The sequence below is a fragment of the Pectobacterium artocarpous genome (assembly GCF_046159765.1).
Taxonomy (GTDB): domain Bacteria; phylum Pseudomonadota; class Gammaproteobacteria; order Enterobacterales; family Enterobacteriaceae; genus Pectobacterium.
On record NZ_JBJXVK010000007.1, the window covers coordinates 24852 to 42869 of the forward strand.

The 18018-nt window shown below is 53.1% G+C and carries 13 protein-coding genes; 8 read left to right on the forward strand and 5 right to left on the reverse strand.

All coding sequences use genetic code 11. The features are described from left to right. Window positions 1-138: 138 nt before the first annotated feature. From ACKQAD_RS06165 to fdhF, 3 genes are all read right to left on the reverse strand, one after another. Window positions 139-1032, reverse strand: coding sequence for a GntR family transcriptional regulator (locus tag ACKQAD_RS06165; protein ID WP_409159337.1), 894 nt, complete (start codon window positions 1030-1032; stop codon window positions 139-141). A 90-nt stretch (window positions 1033-1122) separates the two neighbouring features. Further along, window positions 1123-2436, reverse strand: a complete 1314-nt coding sequence (locus ACKQAD_RS06170; protein WP_409159338.1) for a CitMHS family transporter — start codon at window positions 2434-2436, stop codon at window positions 1123-1125. A gap of 733 nt (window positions 2437-3169) precedes the next feature. Beyond that, window positions 3170-5320 (reverse strand): formate dehydrogenase subunit alpha, encoded by a 2151-nt coding sequence (gene fdhF, locus ACKQAD_RS06175; RefSeq protein ID WP_409159339.1) that lies wholly within the window; start codon window positions 5318-5320, stop codon window positions 3170-3172. A gap of 535 nt (window positions 5321-5855) precedes the next feature. Here fdhF and ACKQAD_RS06180 point away from each other — a divergent pair. From ACKQAD_RS06180 to ACKQAD_RS06215, 8 genes are all read left to right on the forward strand, one after another. Continuing rightward, on the forward strand, window positions 5856-7535 hold the full coding sequence (locus ACKQAD_RS06180; RefSeq protein WP_409159340.1) for a methyl-accepting chemotaxis protein: 1680 nt from the start codon (window positions 5856-5858) through the stop codon (window positions 7533-7535). Between the two features lie 559 nt (window positions 7536-8094). Beyond that, complete coding sequence (locus ACKQAD_RS06185; RefSeq protein WP_409159341.1) at window positions 8095-9999, forward strand: FTR1 family iron permease; 1905 nt, start codon at window positions 8095-8097, stop codon at window positions 9997-9999. A gap of 130 nt (window positions 10000-10129) precedes the next feature. Then, window positions 10130-10657: an iron transporter gene (locus ACKQAD_RS06190; RefSeq protein WP_409159342.1), complete on the forward strand. Its 528-nt coding sequence runs from the start codon at window positions 10130-10132 to the stop codon at window positions 10655-10657. A 271-nt stretch (window positions 10658-10928) separates the two neighbouring features. After that, window positions 10929-12326, forward strand: a complete 1398-nt coding sequence (locus tag ACKQAD_RS06195; RefSeq protein WP_409159343.1) for a Fe-S-containing protein — start codon at window positions 10929-10931, stop codon at window positions 12324-12326. A 2-nt stretch (window positions 12327-12328) separates the two neighbouring features. After that, entirely contained in the window at window positions 12329-13618 is a 1290-nt protein-coding gene (locus tag ACKQAD_RS06200; RefSeq protein WP_409159344.1) for an ABC transporter permease, read from the forward strand. Beyond that, window positions 13608-14747 carry an ABC transporter permease gene (locus ACKQAD_RS06205; RefSeq protein WP_409159345.1) on the forward strand — a complete coding sequence of 380 codons (1140 nt, stop codon included), beginning with the start codon at window positions 13608-13610 and terminating at the stop codon, window positions 14745-14747. The genes ACKQAD_RS06200 and ACKQAD_RS06205 overlap by 11 nt, the downstream gene beginning before the upstream one ends. 4 nt (window positions 14748-14751) lie before the next feature. Next, on the forward strand, window positions 14752-15468 hold the full coding sequence (locus ACKQAD_RS06210; RefSeq protein ID WP_409159346.1) for an ABC transporter ATP-binding protein: 717 nt from the start codon (window positions 14752-14754) through the stop codon (window positions 15466-15468). After that, a complete protein-coding gene (locus ACKQAD_RS06215; RefSeq protein ID WP_409159347.1) occupies window positions 15455-15952 on the forward strand; it encodes a TlpA family protein disulfide reductase in 498 nt (165 codons plus the stop codon). Before ACKQAD_RS06210 ends, ACKQAD_RS06215 begins: the two co-directional genes overlap by 14 nt. Before the next feature lie 36 nt (window positions 15953-15988). Here ACKQAD_RS06215 and ACKQAD_RS06220 read toward each other — a convergent pair whose 3' ends face one another. Further along, entirely contained in the window at window positions 15989-16966 is a 978-nt protein-coding gene (locus ACKQAD_RS06220; protein WP_409159349.1) for a DMT family transporter, read from the reverse strand. A gap of 121 nt (window positions 16967-17087) precedes the next feature. Then, a complete protein-coding gene (locus tag ACKQAD_RS06225) occupies window positions 17088-17921 on the reverse strand; it encodes an AraC family transcriptional regulator (RefSeq protein WP_409159350.1) in 834 nt (277 codons plus the stop codon). Window positions 17922-18018 lie beyond the last annotated feature (97 nt).

Consider the following 18018-nt stretch of genomic DNA (forward strand, 5'->3'; position numbering starts at 1 on the left):
TTGTTGTTGATTGAAAGTTTAATGACTGCCCTACGTGTTTCTATTTGTAACCATTTGGGCGTTTAGGGTGTTTAAAATGGTGTTTTTTATTTTTTAAACATATGTTATCGATGATTTGGGACCTCGCTGTTGGTTATTTCAGCGGAAAAGTTCAATGCTTACTTTATCGTGGCAGGCTTTTTCCAAATGCTTCTTCATCGTGTCCGCTGCCGTTTCGCGTTCTCCCCGTTGCAAACAATCAAGAATTTCCAGATGCTCTGTAATCTGTTCCAGCCGCTTGGGGTTGAAGATTGGGCTGCTTTGTCGATATTCCACCAGACGTCGTAATTGGTTGACTCGTTGCAGACTATGGTGAGCGAAACGGTTGCCGCTACAAGCGAGCAACGTTTCATGAAAATGCGTATTGGCATCGAACATTTCATGGGGGGTGAGCGTTAGGTAGCCGCCATTGAGAATGTCTTCCTGCTGCTTACGGCACGCGTCCAGCGTTTGCTGATCGATATGAAACTGTGGCGACAATAGGCTGGCGGGCTCGACCAGCATCCGGAAGGTAAAACTTTCCTCATAGGCTGCGACGGAATCGATAATCGGCGTGGTTCGCCAGCCTTGTCCGGTGCGAAACTCCAGCCAGCCTTCCTGTTGAATCCGCATCAGAACGCTACGCAGCATAGTACGGGACACCTGAAATTCTCGCATCAGATCCACTTCTGAAAATTGATCCGGCAACCGACGAGTGAGGCGCATATCGACAATCTTCTGGTAGAGCGGATCTTCGCTACTAGTGGCTAATTCGGCGACCAGATGACCCAGTTCATGAGCAGGACGGTCAAGATAAAACCCCCGATTACGGTAGTAATGCAGCATGCCTTTTTCTGTCAGATACATCAGCGCAACCTTGACCGGCGTACGTGAGGCGTTCAAAACCTGTGCCAGCGACGATTCGATCAGATGTGCACCGGGAGGCAGTTGCTCACGGCGAATATAGGCGACAATTTGCCTGACAATCCTTGTCTGTAGGGGAGTTAAAGCCATTGCTATCCTGCTATGTCGTTTAGGGGGGACGGCGTCTCTTGATGCGTCTGTCAGCAGAACATGCTCCGGCTGAACCGGAGCAAGCCTGACTTACTGGTGATAGAACGGAAACGCGCCGAAAACAATACCACCGAGCAGCAGCGACAGGCTGACAAAAATCGCCCATTTAATGGCAAAGCGCTGGTGATCGCCGATGTCCACTTTTGCCAGACTGACCAACAGGTAGAGTGACGGCACCAGTGGGCTGAGCAGGTGGAATGGTTGACCGACAATCGACGCACGAGCGATCTCCTCTGGGGTGATACCATAGTTGACCGCCGTCTGAGCGATAACCGGTAAGATTCCGAAATAGAACGCGTCGTTGGACATCAAAAAAGTAAAGGGAAGACTAATAAGTGCGGTAAACACTGCAAGATACGGGCCGAAGCTCTCTGGTATCACCTGCAACAGGCTTTTCGCCATAGCATCCACCATTCCCGTACCGGATAAAATTCCAGTGAAAATCCCGGCGGCGAAAATGAGTGAGGTCACCGCTAACACATTAGCCGCGTGTGAGCCGATCCGCGCTTTCTGTTCCTCCAGTTTGGGATAGTTGAGCATGACAGCGATGGCGAAGCCGAGCATGAACAATACCTGAATCGGCAGAATGCCGATCACCAGAAACACCAGAAGCAGGGTGGTCAGGATAAAGTTAGGCCAGAACATCTTAGGACGGCGATTGGCGTCGCTTTCTTCGTCGCTACCGTTACCGAGGTTGATTGAGGTATTCTGGAAGTCGCTGATATCAATAATCCCCAACCGTTTACGCTCCTGTAGACCCAGAAATACCGCCACGCCGACCAGTGTCAGGCTGGCTAGAATAATCGCAGGCAGCATGGGGAGGAAAACGTCCAGCGCATCAACGCGCAATGCGGCAGCGGCGCGTGCCGTGGGGCCGCCCCAGGGGGAAAGGTTCATCACGCCGCTGGCGATGTTCACCAGGCAGGTTAGCCCAAGCACGCTCATACCCAACCGCTGATAGAGCGGCAAGAATGCAGCAATCGCGATCATGTAGGTCGTGGTACTGTCGCCATCCAACGCCACCATCAAGGTTAATACGGCAGTGCCGACCAACACCTTCAGCGGATCGCCTTTGACCAGGCGAAGGATAAAACGCACCAGCGGATCGAACAGCCCGGCATCGATCATGATACCAAAGTAGAGAATAGAGAACGTCAGCATAACGCCCGTCGGTGCCAGCGTTTTGATGCCATCCAGCATCATCGCTCCCAGCCCCTGATAAAAACCTGCCGCCAGCGCGAACAGCGTAGGGACAAGAATCAGCGCGATAAGGGCAGACATTCTTTTGGTCATGATCAGGTACATAAAACAGATGACCATAGAGAAACCGAGAATAGTGAGCACAGTGAATCTCCTGTTTTTTATTATTTTCCGAATAGCGTACTGCCTTTCTTTTCTGCGAATTTAGGATGAAAAAAGCCGGCAGTTTTTTATAAACGCATATCGAAAGGGAAAGAATTGGGTTATTTCCCGACGTCAGCGAGGCTCAGGGAAATACGGGTAAAGAAGGGTGTTAGCTTCCGGGGTCGATCCGAATAATAAACGACAGGTAATGATGGCGAGACAAGGGGACGGTAATCGGTAACATAAACGACCTCGATGCGAGCAATAATAATATTCCTTTTATCCCCACCAACTGATATCTAACCGATTGTTTAGTCTGGCGTTAAAGGACCAAGCACCACGGCTGACAGGGGGCTCTTTTTGTTAAAAACAAATTAAATCATTGTAAAATGAAACGCAAATTGCGCTAAATAGGAATAAAAAACAATTGAACGGAGGGAAGGACGGCGATGACCAACATAATTTTAAAAGATAAACAGCGGTGTAAAAATTTAATGGCCGTGTAGAAAATTATTATCGATTAACGGAAATTTATCCGCTTTCATTAATAAATTTTTACAAGATGGGGTAGGGAGTAAAGGTATTATCGGGATGGCAAGTTAAACGCGACCTAAACTGGCGTGTATTTTATGGAGTATATGCATTTTCTCAATTGTCCAGGTTCTGCGTATTTCCTAAACCGCCTACATTTGTACTCGACGGTTTAGGTGCGTGGTGGCTTAGGTAAAGGAAACTAGCTGACGTTTTCTGCGGTGGAACGTAGCCGATCTTTCAACTGGCTGTACTCCTGCTGTACGTAATTCTCCGCCGCATGCTGATCGTCAATGGCTTCCAGCTTAACGGCGCAGTGTTTGTATTCCGGCGTCTTAGAGACTGGATCGAGATGATCCAACGTCAGCTCATTGCAGGCGCCGATCCACCACTGGTAGGTCATGTAGACAGCTCCTTTATTGATGCGTTCGCTGACGGCAACGCGAGAGATAACCTTGCCACGTCGCGACGAGATCCAGACCAACTGCTGATCGCGAATGCCTAAACGTTCGGCGTCGTATGGGCTAACCTGCACGTAGCCGGGTTCATCCGCCAGCGTTTGTAGCGCTGTGCAGTTGCCTGTCATCGAACGGCAGGAATAGTGGCCGACTTCGCGCACGGTGCACAAGACCAGCGGGTAATCCTCATCCACCAGCTCCATAGGGGGGTGCCATTCTGCCGTCAGCAGCAGACCTTTCCCGCCGGGACGATCGAAGTGATTGCCTGCATACAACCACGGCGTTCCGGGGCTATCTTCTGTCGGGCATGGCCAGGGCACATAGCCCAACCCCGCCATTTTTTCGTAGGTTGCGCCGAAATACAGCGGGCAGAGTGCTCGCAGTTCATCCCAGATCTCTTGCGTGTTGTTATAGTGCATCGAATAACCGAGCGCGGTTGCCATCAGGCTGATAATCTCCCAGTCGGGTTTCACATCGCCTTGTGGTTCCACCGCTTTATAAAAACGCTGGAATCCCCGGTCAGCGGCGGTATACACGCCTTCGTGCTCGCCCCAGGAGGTCGCAGGTAAAATCACATCGGCAATCGCCGCGGTCTTGGTCATGAAGATGTCCTGCACGATCAGCAACTCCAGCTCGTTGAAAGCATCGCGCAGCATCGACAGGTCCGGCTCGGTTTGCAGCGGATCTTCGCCCATCACATAGTTGGCCCTGATTTTCCCTTCCTGAATTTTGTGCGGGAGATCGGTCAGCGAGTAGCCAACTTTGTCAGAGAGTTCGTGCACGCCCCAGGCGTCGGCAAATTTCGCCAGCACTGCTTTATCCGTGACTTTTTGATAACCGGGGAACATATTAGGCAGGGCACCCATATCGCACGCACCCTGCACATTGTTCTGTCCACGCACTGGCCCAACGCCGACATTCGGACGCCCCAGATTCCCCGTCAACAGCGCCAGACCGGACAGCCCTTTGACGACATCCACGCCTTGCCCCCATTGGGTCACGCCCATTCCCCATAGAATGGTGGCGGACGGCGCGGCGGCATACATCCGCATCGCATCTCGAATCAATTTCGGCGACAGGCCGGTGATGTCGGCAACATATTCTGGCGTATATTTCGCGACGGTCTGGCTGAATTCCTCGAAACCTTCAGTGTGGTGTGCGACGTAAGCCTTATCGTAGTAGCCTTCGTTAATCAGTACGTTGGCGAACGCGTTGACCAGCGCCATATTGGAGCCATTTTTCAACGGTAGCCACAGATCGGCGATGCGGGCGGTTTCAATATGGCGTGGATCGCACACGATAATTTTTGCCCCACGCGCTTTGGCTTTCAGGATCCGACGCGCCACGATGGGATGCGAGTCGGCGGCGTTGTAGCCGAAAATCAGGATGCAGTCGGTTTTTTCAATTTCGCAGATGGAATTACTCATTGCGCCGTTCCCCAGCGTAACCTGTAGTCCGGCGACCGACGGGCCGTGGCAGAGTCGGGCACAGCAGTCGACGTTATTATTCCCGGTGACAGCCCGGGCGAATTTCTGCATCACGTAATTGGTTTCATTGCCGGGGCCGCGTGACGATCCGGTGTGCATAATTGACTCGGCACCGTACTTCTCTTTAATGGCTTTTAGCCGCGAGCTGGCGAAGCTGATCGCTTCATCCCAGGATACGGCCTCAAAAGGGGCACCTTTCTGACGTCGAATCAGCGGTTGTTTTAAACGTGGCGTCAGAAGTTTCGTATCGTTGAGAAAATCCCAGCCGTAATAGCCTTTCAGACACAACTCACCTTCGTTGGTGACGCCGTTTGCCCCTTCTGCACCAACCACTTTGCCGTTCTCTACCAGCAGGTTAATTTTGCAGCCTGACCCGCAATATGGGCAGACGGTAAGCACTTTCTGCATGATTATTCTCCAAAGCCGAGTCTTGGATCGTAGGAACTGCATGCTTATGGCAGGCTGTTGATGCAGTCATCTAACCTTCGATAATCACCGATAAAGAAAATTAATTTACTGATCGTGGTCATGCTCAGCGCGATGAAAAAGCGGCCTAACACGTTGAGCGCCGCGACCTTTTTCCAGCGGGCATTTGTCTGGCAAATAACGTGATAGCGTATTCCTCCTCTTTATCCGTTAATGCCTATACTGTTTTTGACGATATAACATTTATATGCCACCGACAGGGCTGCGGTAGTGGCGTTTGTTGGCTGTTTAAAACAGTGGAGACGGGCATCTCAAGGAAGATAACGCATTCTATTTGTTAGCATTTAGCGTGACTTCCCATCTGATGGGTAATGAATCAGGGAATTCCAGAACGTCTGTTGGATCGCGTGGGATAAAGGGCGCGATACAACGGGCGGTACCGTCATGAGTAAAAAGTAAATACTTTTCCGGCAGGGTGTGCGGGCGGGAAATATTTGTTAATGTCGCGGAGTGCATTATGGAATTTCTAAAAAATGTCAGCATAAAAATAATGGTGCTGGCCATCGTGGCTTTCCTGCTAGTGGCGTGGGGAGTGGCATCAGGTTTTAGTCTTTACTCGCTTTATAAAGTCACTAATCTGCTTGATAAAAGTGAGATTCAGCGAAAAACGTATTCCCATCTGGTTTATGGTGCCGATCAATATTTTCGGGCTGTAACGCGTATGGAAAGAACCATGGACTATTTGCAGCGCAGTGAGCCAGAAAACGCCAGACAGACGTTGGAAATGGCACAGGTTGCAATCAAAAACACCAAGGATTCGCTGGAAAAATTCCAATCGGCGGAACACATTGGTGTCGATCCGACAACGGTTGAAGCAGTAAAACAGACTTGGAATACCCTGATATCCTCTTCTATCGATCCGATGAATTCAGCGTTGCAACGTAACGATCCTGATGCATTCCGGCAGATTTTCCGATCCGTTTACCCTCCCATCAGTCTGACATTTGGGGACGATATCAAACGTTATTCGGACGGCATTACCGCGTCATCATTGATTCCCAGTGTGAATGAACACAATGATAAAAACCGTAATGTACTCATTGTGGTTATGTTGATTGGGGTTATTGTGTTGATTTTCACTGAGTATTATCTGAGAAACTATCTGGTGATACCGATTGCCGTACTGAAATCTCACCTGTCGCAGCTGACCGCAGGTCGTTTAGGCTGTGAACTGGCGGAGTTCGGCAGGAACTGTGCGGGACGGTTGATTCCCGATATTAAGAATTTGCAGAAAAGTTTGCGCGACACGGTGACCGTCATCCGGCAAAGCACGACAGAAATCAATAACGGGACGTCGAACATTAAGGACGGCAATGATGATCTTTCCAGCCGCACGGAGCAGCAGGCTGCGGCATTGCAGCAGACGGCTGCGAGTATGGAAGAGATTAGTTCGACGGTGCGTCAAACCACCGATCACGTACATCAGGCACGTAAGCTGGCGCAGGATGCTGCCGACATGGCGAAAAAAGGCGGAGATATCAGCACCAACGTGATGACGACGATGGAAGGGATCAGTGCCAGTTCCCGGCAAATTTCTGATATCACCTCGGTGATTAATAGCATCGCGTTCCAGACCAATATTTTGGCGCTGAACGCGGCGGTTGAAGCCGCGCGTGCGGGTGAACAAGGACGAGGGTTTGCGGTGGTGGCGGGCGAGGTTCGCACCCTGGCGCAGCGCAGCGCGCAGGCGGCGAAAGAGATTGAAGCGCTGATTGCGGAATCGGTTTCGCGGGTAGAAACGGGCGCGGGACAGGTGAAACAATCCGGCGAAGCAATGACAGCAATTATCTCCGCGATTGCCCATGTGAACGATCTGATTAGCGAAATCGCTGCGGCAACGGATGAGCAAACGCGTGGTATTACGCAGATTAGCCAGGCCGTGCATGAAATGGATAGCGTCACGCAGCAAAATGCGCTGTTGGTGACCCAATCGGCGGAAGCGGCTGCCCGTCTGGATGAACAATCCAGCGAGTTGTCCGCCGTGGTGGATGTGTTCGATCTGGATTCAGAATGCGATCCGGGCATGACGTTTTCTCGTCCGGCGGCCGCTGCTCCGGTTCATCGTGCTGTCAGGCAGGGCACCACACCGCTGCTATCAACACAAGGGCGCAGCAGTGAAGGATGGGAAAAGTTCTGATCCTTGCGGGTTAAACACGACAATCGTGAGTATGCGGGCAGAAGCTGAAGACGCGATAAGCCATGAGGCTGGCGATGAACCGGGTGGAAAGGAGTCCGTCGGGTTCTGTTGGTCTCTGGCTATTGCCAGAATGCCACTGTGACTGAATGTGATGGTCAGTCGCCCAAAAAATGGCGGTGAAAAGCATTGCCAGTGACGCAGGTAATACCTTGGATTACTGAGGGAAAATGGCCTTCTTCTCTGTAAATTTGGCTGCGATACTGTAAAGAAATGCCATTTTAAGACGGTTATATCAGGGTTTTTTATGATGGTTTTTAATATTGGCATTATTTTTGCTATTCATTTTTTGAGGGGGTTTTGTGGTTATTTTGATCAAAAAATCCGCATTTTTTCAGAATTATAAAAATAAAATAGAAATGATAGGATTTAATTGATATTTGAAATTTTTATTTACAAATAAAAGTCTTTATTGCGAATGTTTTCGTGACCTAAATCAAGACAGATGGCGGCTTCAAAGTGATAATAAGAATAAATATCATTTGTGCTTCATCACACGCTTATGTCTATCTGGCAAAAAACGCTTCTGTTGTTGTGTTGGTTGTTTAGTTGTTCAGTGGCCGTTGCTGCGACCGATTACGCCTCATTCATTCAGGATATCGAAAACCGGCTGGATAAAACGGCTCAGCTCTATGAGCAGCAAAAGCCAGATGATGCCCGTACAGAAGTTCAAATGGCCTATTTTGAGGTGTTTGAAAACCTCGAAGGCCCCATTCGTATCAACATTTCCGCGCAAAAAAGCTATCAGCTAGAAGCGACCTTCGGTGAAATTCGCCGCATGATTGGCGAAGGTAAGCCGCAGGCCGAGGTACAGGCAAAAATTTCATGGCTGAAGGGCGAATTGGATGCCGTTCTGCCTGTGCTATCAGAAGGTCACAAGCTGGTTGCGCAGGAGCAGCATGGTGCCTATGACAACACGGATATTGCGCCGTATTGGCAGCAGAGTTTCAAAATCATCGATGACCAGCTCGCGCAGGCTGTGACGGAATATCAGGCTGGTGATTACAAAAAGGCCAGCCAGAGCGTGCAGCAGGCTCACTATCAGGGGTTTAAAAACTCTGAAATGGAGATGTCGGTCAGGCAGAATCGCTCGGCACAGCAGGCCGCTTCCATTAATCAACAATTTTCTGGCCTGATTACGCTAGCAAGCCAGCCCGACCAACTGACAGATGTCGCCTATCGGGTGACCACGCTGTTACAAGACATCGAGGATGTCTTACCGGGATTACCAACAACGCGCGACAGCCAACAGGCGACGGCGGCATCGGCTGTCAACGCGGATACCGATGCAGTACCAGATGCCAACTGGGCGAAAGTTGCCGACGGTATTAATCAGGCCATTGCTGCTGCGATTGCACAGTATCGTCAAGGTCAGGTTAAGCCTGCCATCATGGCGGTGCAGGACACCTATTTCGATCTGTTTGAAGCCACGGGCATGGAGAACAAAATTGGTTCTCGCGATGCGGCGTTCAAATCTACGCTGGAAGGCTATTTCACTCGTCTGGTGAGCCTCATGAATGCCAAACAGCCTGCGGAGCAACTGCAAGGGCAGGCTGAGGCGTTACAGCAGGAACTAGCGAAAGTGGTCACCATGCTGGGCGACGGCGGAGAAACGCACTGGAGTCTGTTGATCTACAGTCTGCTGATTATTGTGCGCGAAGGTTTGGAAGCCTTGCTGATTGTGGCGGCTATCGTGGCCTATCTGGTGAAAAATAATCAGCAGGACAAGCTGCCGCTGATTCGCCAGTCGGTTTACGTCGCGCTGTTGTGTAGCGTGATTACCGCTGTCCTCTTCCAGCTTCTATTCACCAATTCCGGTGCCAGCCGTGAGCTGCTGGAGGGCATTACGATGCTGATCGCCGTGGTGATGCTGTTCTTCATGAGCTACTGGTTGTTGTCCAAAGTCGAGGCGCGACACTGGAAGGCCTATCTGGAAGGCAAGCTGTCCCACTCGTTGAGCAGCGGTTCCATGATTGGCCTGTGGCTGACCAGCTTTCTGGCCGTATACCGCGAAGGTGCGGAGACGGTGTTGTTCTATTACGCACTGGTCGGCGATGCTAGCAACATGGCGGGGCATCTCTCTATTCTGGCTGGGTTTGCCATCGGTTGTGTGATCCTGCTGATCGCCTATCTCGTGATGCGCTACACCATTGTCAAACTGCCGCTTAAGCCGTTCTTCATGCTTACCGGCTGCTTTATGTACCTGATGGCGTTTGTCTTTGCGGGTAAGGGCGTGCTGGAACTGATCGAAGGCAAGCTGTTCGAGCCGACGTTGCTAACCGGCGTGCCGGAAATCAGCGGGCTGGGTATTTATCCGTATGTGGAAACGCTGATTCCGCAGGGTGTGCTGGTTGTTGCGGCATTCATCGCCCTGTGGGTAATGCAGCGCAGAGCGTCTGCTGTCTGATCAAGAAGGCCTCCGACGTTCACTGATACTGAAAGCAATAAGAGCAGCAAATAACCATAACAACCCCAACCGCTTCGTGAAGTATGACGGGGAGAGGTGAGGGGGAATGACTGAGATGAGGATGGGGTTGATGAATATGCAAAAAAGTCTGATTGCAGGTGCCATTATTGCCGGTATTTTCACCGCGCCAGCCGCGCTGGCGTTTAAAGAATATCCAGCGGGTGAGCCGGTTTCCATGAACGAAATGGAAATTGCCGCCGTTTATCTGCAACCTATCGATATGGAACCGCGCGGGATGGGTTTGCCAGCCGCGAAAGCGGATATCCATCTGGAAGCCGATATTCACGCCGCCGAAGGTAACAAAAATGGCTTTGGTGCTGGTGAGTGGATGCCGTTCCTGACCATTGCTTACACCCTAACCAACACGGATACCGGTGCGAAGCAGGAAGGCACCTTCATGCCGATGGTTGCCAGCGATGGTCCACACTACGGTGCGAACATCAAAATGATGGGCGTGGGTAACTACAAAGTGACGTACCACATCGAACCCCCATCAAAAGCCGGTATGCACCGTCACACCGATGCCGAAACGGGGGTCGGCCGCTGGTGGAAACCGTTTGATGTCAGCTTTGACTTCAAATACGTCGGCTTAGAATAAGGTCTTCTGTCCGCGATGCTCTGTCGCGGCCATGTTCACGCCTCTGCGGGTACATTATTGATCCTGTAGAGGCGTAGATTTTTCGGTCAGGGCACTGATGCCAGCAACCATCACGCTCAGCTAATGCACTTCTGGTCAGTGATTCGGGCGACTGACAAATCTGCCAGAGGCAGATTTGAACGCTGCTTGCAGCGGCCCCAAGGGGCGAGGCACACGTGAGTGCGCCGAGTAGCGCAACCAACGCACATGCAACTTGAAGTATGACGAGAATATGAGTTATTTCTTGATCACGACCCTTCAATCCTTCCTGCCGATAGCGCTATTGCTGGGGTTGAACTGGAGCCATCGTTCCACGCCGGAGATCAGACCACTGGTCTGGATCACGTTGCTGGCGTTCTTCATCGGTACGTTTATTGGCGTGCATTTTCCTAACGGACAGGCATTTCTGCTGGGGTTTACGGCGTTTCAGACGCTTGTCTTGATCCTGTTTCTGGTCTGTCAGTGTTTTTCCCACTCACGATTTGGCTATCTGTGGCAAGCGCTGCTGGTGGCAGGGGCGGCGGTGCATTGGAGCGGCGATCCCAATCTGACCGCGCTGACGACGACCCATGTGGTGAATACCGATCTACTGCTGAATTTCAGCGCCGTGGTGCTGGCGTTTGGCTGGCTGGTGTTTAGTGCTGTGCTGTGCGGCATGATTGTGCGCCGTATTCGTCTGTTTCGCTGGCCGTTACTGGCGCTGATGGTGGCACTTCTGCTATTGCCGATAAGCGGCAATTTTCTGCTGTTGTTGATGAAATTACAGGTACTGGGGCTGACCAAGCCGCGCCTGAGCTACGTGGCACACGTCACCAACAGCGCATATTTATTAAATTACCTCAGCGCGTTGTTCATGGTGGTGTTGGCCGCCGGGCTGGTTTGGCCGTTGCTGCGTGCGCGCCGTGAGATACATGCTGAACATAAAGCGATTGAAAAACGTAAAGCGACGGCGGCCTATCACACGGTGCGTCGCACGCTGCTGTCAACCGTCACGGCGCTGGTGGTAGTGGTGGTGGCACAACTCTATTGGGACAAGGTTGCGTCACAGCCGCCTCGTTTGTCGGAGGCACAGCCTGTGACGCTGGCAGCCGATGGCAACGTGCATATTCCGATTGAACCGGTGCGTGATGGCAAGTTGCACCGCTTCGTGTGGATTGCCGATGACGGTAAGGCCGTGCGCTTTTTCGTTATTAACCGCTATCCCGATCGTTTGCGCTTGGGTGTGGTGTTTGATGCCTGCCTGCTGTGCGGCGATCAGGGCTATGTGATGGAAGGCAATCAGGTGATTTGTGTCGCCTGCGGCGTGCATATTTTCATTCCTTCTATCGGGAAGGCGGGCGGCTGTAATCCGGTACCGATTGAAGGATGGAGTAACGATGATAATGAGTTAGTGATTGGAAGAGCTTCACTGGCGGCAGGCACGAATTACTTCTCGACGGTGGTGTCGATGGACGTTATCGATCCGGTTGATGGTTCCAAACTGACCAATGTGAACGCGGAACATAAATATCGCTACGGTGGTAAAACGTACTTCTTCTCGTCGGAGGTCAACTATAACCGCTTCCGTGAAAGTCCCGCGAAATTCGCCACCGCCAAAGCGGTGGCTGACGAGTGGGCTGAGGGGGAATAATCATGCTGTGGCGACTGTTACGTCAGTCCTGGCGCAGAAATATCCGGCGTAAATCGCTGGCGGTGCTGACCGTGTTTTTGGCGGCGGGGCTGATCTCCGCGCTGCTGGCGGTATCCATTGATATCGGCGACAAAATGGCGCGCGAACTGAAGTCCTACGGCGCGAATATTTTGATTGAGCCAGCAGGGCAAGCGGCGCTACCCGCGCTGTTTGGCGAACGTAGTAATCCACTGGAAGGGCAGGATTTCCTCGATGAGGCCGAATTGCCGAACATCAAAGATATCTTCTGGCGCAATAACATTGTCGGTTTTGCGCCGCTGTTGAGCGGTGATGTTGAAATCAATGGTCAGCCCGTTGCCGTGTTGGGTACCTTCTTTTCTCAGCCTGTTGCGGTGCCGGATGAAGAAGACTATCGCACGGGACAAATGACCGTTAGCCCATACTGGCAGGTGGCCGGGCAGTGGCCGCAGGAACCCGTAACGACGGAAAATGTGGCGCAGACTCTGGTGGGAAAACAGCTGGCGGCGCAAACGGGCTGGAGAGTGGGCGATAAACTCACGCTGCACGGCGCAAAAGGGGTCGCAACGGTAGAGGTGAGCGGCATGTTGAGCAGCGGTGGTGATGAAGAAAGCCGTCTGGTCATGCCGCTGGCAACGGTGCAATCGCTGCTGGGGCTGACGGGTAAAATTCAGGCCATTCGCGTGTCGGCGCTAACGGTACCGGAAAATGAGTTGTCACGTCGGGCACGGGAAAATCTGGAGGCGCTGAATGCCGAAGAGTATGACCTCTGGTACTGTACCGCGTATGTCTCTTCGATTGCGCACCAGTTGGAAGAAGCTATCTCCGGCTCGGTAGTGCGCCCTATCTGGCAGGTGGCCGCCTCGGAAGGGGTGGTGATCGATAAAATCCAACTGTTATTGGCGGTGGTGACCTTCGCGGCGCTGGTGGCTTCCGCGATGGGGATTGCCTCTCTGATGACCAGTACCATCATGGAACGCGCCAAAGAGATCGGGCTGATGAAAGCGTTGGGTGCCCGCCAATGGCAGATCATGCTGCTGTTTTATCTTGAAGCGGCGCTGAGTGGGTTGGCTGGTGGTATTGCGGGCTGTGTCGCTGGCTGGGGGCTGGCGAAAGCCATTGGCCTGATGCTGTTCGGCGTACCGTTGAGCTTCGCGTGGATCGTGATTCCCTGCGTACTGATGATCTCGGTGTTGATTGCCATCATCGGAACGTGGTTCCCGGCGCGGCGGATTGCCAAACTGTATCCGGTGGAGGTGCTGTATGGGCGCTAATGGCTGGATGAATAGTATGTTCTGGCGGCTGGTGTTCCGCGCGCTACGACTCCGTATGCAGCGCGTCAGCGTGGTGTTTGCGGCGCTGATGGTCGGGGCGGCGATTGTGACGGCGATGTCCGCCGTCTATTTCGATATCAACGCCAAGATGAGTCAGGAATTGCGCACCTTCGGCGCGAATTTTTACATTGGCCCGGCGCGGGGCAATACGATTCCACTGAGTACGTTTCAGCCGATTATCGACAACGCGCCATCTGGGTTAATCAATGCATCCAGCCCTTATCTGTACGGCATGGCACGTACAGAGCTGGAGAAAGTGGTGCTGATGGGCGTGTGGTTTGAATCACTGCGCCAGTTAGCACCTTATTGGCAGGTCACCGGTAACTGGATTGGCGTGAGCTTCGACGATCGTAATGCCATGATCGGGGTGAAACTGGCGGAGCGGTTGAACGTTAAAGTTGGCGACAACATCACGCTGGTAGACGACCGCGGGAAACAGCGCTTGCAGATTAAAGGTATCGTGGAATCCGGCGATGCGACGGACAACATGCTGCTCGTGAATCTGGAGCTTGCGCAAAAGTGGCTGGATAAAGAAGGCGCGATCAGTAATGCCTTGCTGAGTGTCAGTAACGATCTGGGGCAGGTCGATCGCTTTGCCGCACAGCTCCAGCAGCAGTATCCGCAACTGGAGATCCGCCCGATCCTGAAAGTGTCGGCGTCGGAAGGTCAGGTGCTGAATAAAATCAAAGGGCTGATGGGGTTAGTATCGGCGGTGATTCTGGTGCTGTCTTCGCTGTGTGTAAACACCACGCTGATGGCGATAGTCGGGGAACGCGCGCGCGAGTTTGCGCTACAGAAAGCGCTGGGCGCGAGTGGACGAGACATCATTCGGCAGATGCTGGCCGAAACCGGCATCATCGCGCTGGCGGCCGTGATGTGCGGTTCGCTGCTGGGCTATCTGCTGGCGCAGGTGCTGGGGATGGCAGTATTCAACGCGACGATTTCGCTGCGTTTGCCGGTGTTCCCGCTCACGCTGGGGCTATCGTTGCTGGTTGCTGCGGTAGCGGCGGTGGTTCCCACCCGGCGGGCGATTTATGTTGAACCGGCCAACGTCTTGAAAGGAGAGTAGGTCGATGTCTGTAGAGGTGAACGCGCAGGAAAAAGCGCAGGCAGCGGAGGCGGTGATTGAAACTCGCCAACTCTATAAACGCTTTGGTCAGGTTACCGCGCTGGAAAACATCAATATCCGTATTGCGCGCGGTGAGTTTGTTGCCATCATGGGGGCGTCGGGTTCCGGCAAAACCACGTTGATGAATATTCTCACCTGTCTGGATACGGTGAGCGAAGGGCAGGTATTACTGGATGGCGTGGACGCTGCGGCGCTCGACGAGGAAGGGCGACGCCGGTTCCGTGCCGATAAGATTGGGCTGGTATTTCAGCAGTTTCACCTGATTCCGTTTTTGACCGCGCTGGAGAATGTCATGCTGGCGCAGCATTACCACAGCGTGGTGGATGAAGCGGCGGCACAGCGTGTACTTGAGCAGGTTGGGCTGGCACATCGCGTGGATCACTTACCAAGCCAGCTTTCCGGCGGTGAGCAGCAGCGCGTGTGTATCGCCCGTGCATTGGTCAATGAACCTCCCGTGATTTTCGCCGATGAACCGACGGGAAATCTGGATGAAGAGAACGAACGGCGGGTGCTGGATCTGCTGCAAGATCTGCATCGGCAGGGGCGCACTATCGTGATGGTGACGCACAATCCTGAGCTGGGTCGGTTTGCTGACCGCATTATCCGCCTGCAACACGGTAAGTATTTTGGTGAAGAGGTGAATCATCATGAGATGGCGTAACGGTATTACCGCACTTTGCCTGCTGTGGGCACTGGCGCTGAGCGGTTGTAAGGAAGAGCAGGTGAGCGTCGGGGCGCAGGCGCCTGCGCTGGCAGCCTACGATCTGGCGGGTCAGCGGGTGGATTTGTCGCGCTGGCAGGGAAAAAGCGTGTACCTGAATTTCTGGTCGTCTGGCTGTGGCGGCTGCATGGTTGAAATGGGCGCGTTGGAAAAATTGAGCCAACAGTACGGCGATAAGGTCGTAGTCGTAGCCGTTAACACCGATCCTGACGGCGTGGATATCACCTCAATGCTGGCGCACCATAACGTGACCTATCCGGTGGTGCGTGACCAGTTGGGCATCACCAAAGAACGCTATGAGGTCAGCGGCACGCCGACCTCATTTATTATTGATGCCAACGGCAAGGTGACCGAACAGCATCAGGGGGCGAGGGATGAAGCGCAACTCACCGCGCTGTTTCAGAAGTTGGCAGGCCGGACATAAAGGCTGGCTTATTTCCACAGCATGTCAGGCGTGCGTTTACTCTATCCGTGAAATCGGCACCTGAACTTCCACCACGACAGGTTCTGGTTTCACCCGCATGGCGTAGATCACACCGACAATCAGGCAGGTGATACCGCAGAGCGTCAGCAGCGGTGGCCAGGATTGGCGGATAATGAAGGCATAGGTCAGCCCCGCCAGCGTTTCAAACACGATCAGCGGACCCACGAGTACCGTTGGCAGGCGCTGGCTGGCTTCATTCCAGAACAGTGTGCCGATCCACGAACAGAACAGCCCAATCGCAATCATCAGCGGAATAAAGACCTCGGGCCGTGGGCCGAACGGTTGCCTAAACGACGCCTCTGTCAGCGCCAAATGGCCGCACACCAGCATATAACCCAACAGCGCCAGCGGTAGCGTGACCAGACCTTGTGCTGTGGCCCAGGTGGTTGGCGTATTGCCTTTGTGGTCGCGCAGCCAGCGGGCGTTACGTAGTGGATACCAGGTCCAGCAAATGACCGCGCAAAACGCCATCGCAATGCCGCTAGCGTAACGCCATAAATCGAATTCAACGATGGTTCCTTTCAGCTCGGCAATATTGACGCAGACCAGTCCGGCGGCAATCAGCAATAGCGAGGGCAGCAGCCGGCGCCAGGCTATGCGGCCATCATGTTTGCTGTACAACACATTTGCGGTGACAGAAATCACCACGGGCAGGGTGCCGATAATCATCGTCGAGATTGGTGCGCCCGTGCGCTGAATCGCGCTGGCGAGCAGAAAATAGTACAGCAGATTACCGGTGATCGTGAGCTTCGTGGCTTCCAGCCAGTCGCTGCGGGTTAACTGGCGCAGGCGGCGGCGATCGAGCCACGCCAGCGGTAAGGCAATCAATCCAAAAGCCAGGTAACGTCCAGTAGATTGCAAAGCGGCAGAGTAGTCCGGTACAAGCAGCGGCCCAACAAAAATCAGCCCCCACATCAGTCCGGCGGCAAGTGCAAATAAAACACCAATCAGCATGATAGACCCGTTTGTTCACAATAATGCATCGCGCCAGTCTAGGGAGAGTTGGCGAGGAATTATTGTAGGATATTGCTGTTTATCATGAGCGTGGAAGATGAAAGGACTCATGCGGAAACCATTAGCGCTTAACGGGATACACCTGCTTTTGATAGCGAATCGGTGTGACGCCATAGCGCTGGGCGAAGGTGCGAGTCAGATGTGCCTGATCGGTCAACCCGACGGCGACGGCGACATGGGCGGCCGCCATACCGAGCGTCAGCCTCTGTTTAGCTTCATATAGCCGAATTGCCATCAGCATCTGGTGTGGCGTGACGTGAAATTGGGCTTTGAACTGGCGCAAAAAGTGATAGGGACTGAGGGAAACCAGCGCCGCCAGCTCTTTTAGGGTAATCGTATGGGCAAAGTTCTCCCGCAGATAGGCTTTCACCACATCAAAGCGATGCATCGGTTCAACCATCTGACGCTGCGCAATACGTGCATGCGGGCGGAAAAGTGCAATCAGCGACAGCAGCAGGCTCTCACTCGCTAAGGGATCGGTCGTCTGCCACATCGCAGCCAGCGTTGCAGCTAACTGGCGGGCCGTCGCGGGATCGTGGCGCACCACATCGGTAAACCACCAGCCTTTCTCACCAGAAACACTCTCCAGCACATCGGACGGGATGTAGATCATGCGATAACGCCAGCCGTCTTCCGTCGCGGATTCCCCGGTGTGCAGCTCATCCGGGTTCATTAACACTAACGAATCGACAGGCGCAATATGTTTGGCACCACGATAGCGGAATCGCTCCGCCCCAGCGTCGATGGTGCCGATGCCAAACGCCTCATGCGTGTGTGGCTCAAAGGCATAACGGCAGATGTGCGCATGGTAAAGCTCAATGCCGGGCAGCGTCGGCAGATGCCGGAACTGGGCATAGTCTCTCTCATCAGTAAAGTGTTCCGGTACGCCTTGCATGCTGCCATCTCGTCTCTGATCCTAACCGCCATCATAGCAGCGATAGCACGTCAGCTTGAAGTGGTGCGTCTTATTTAGCGAGTACGGAAAACGTGAA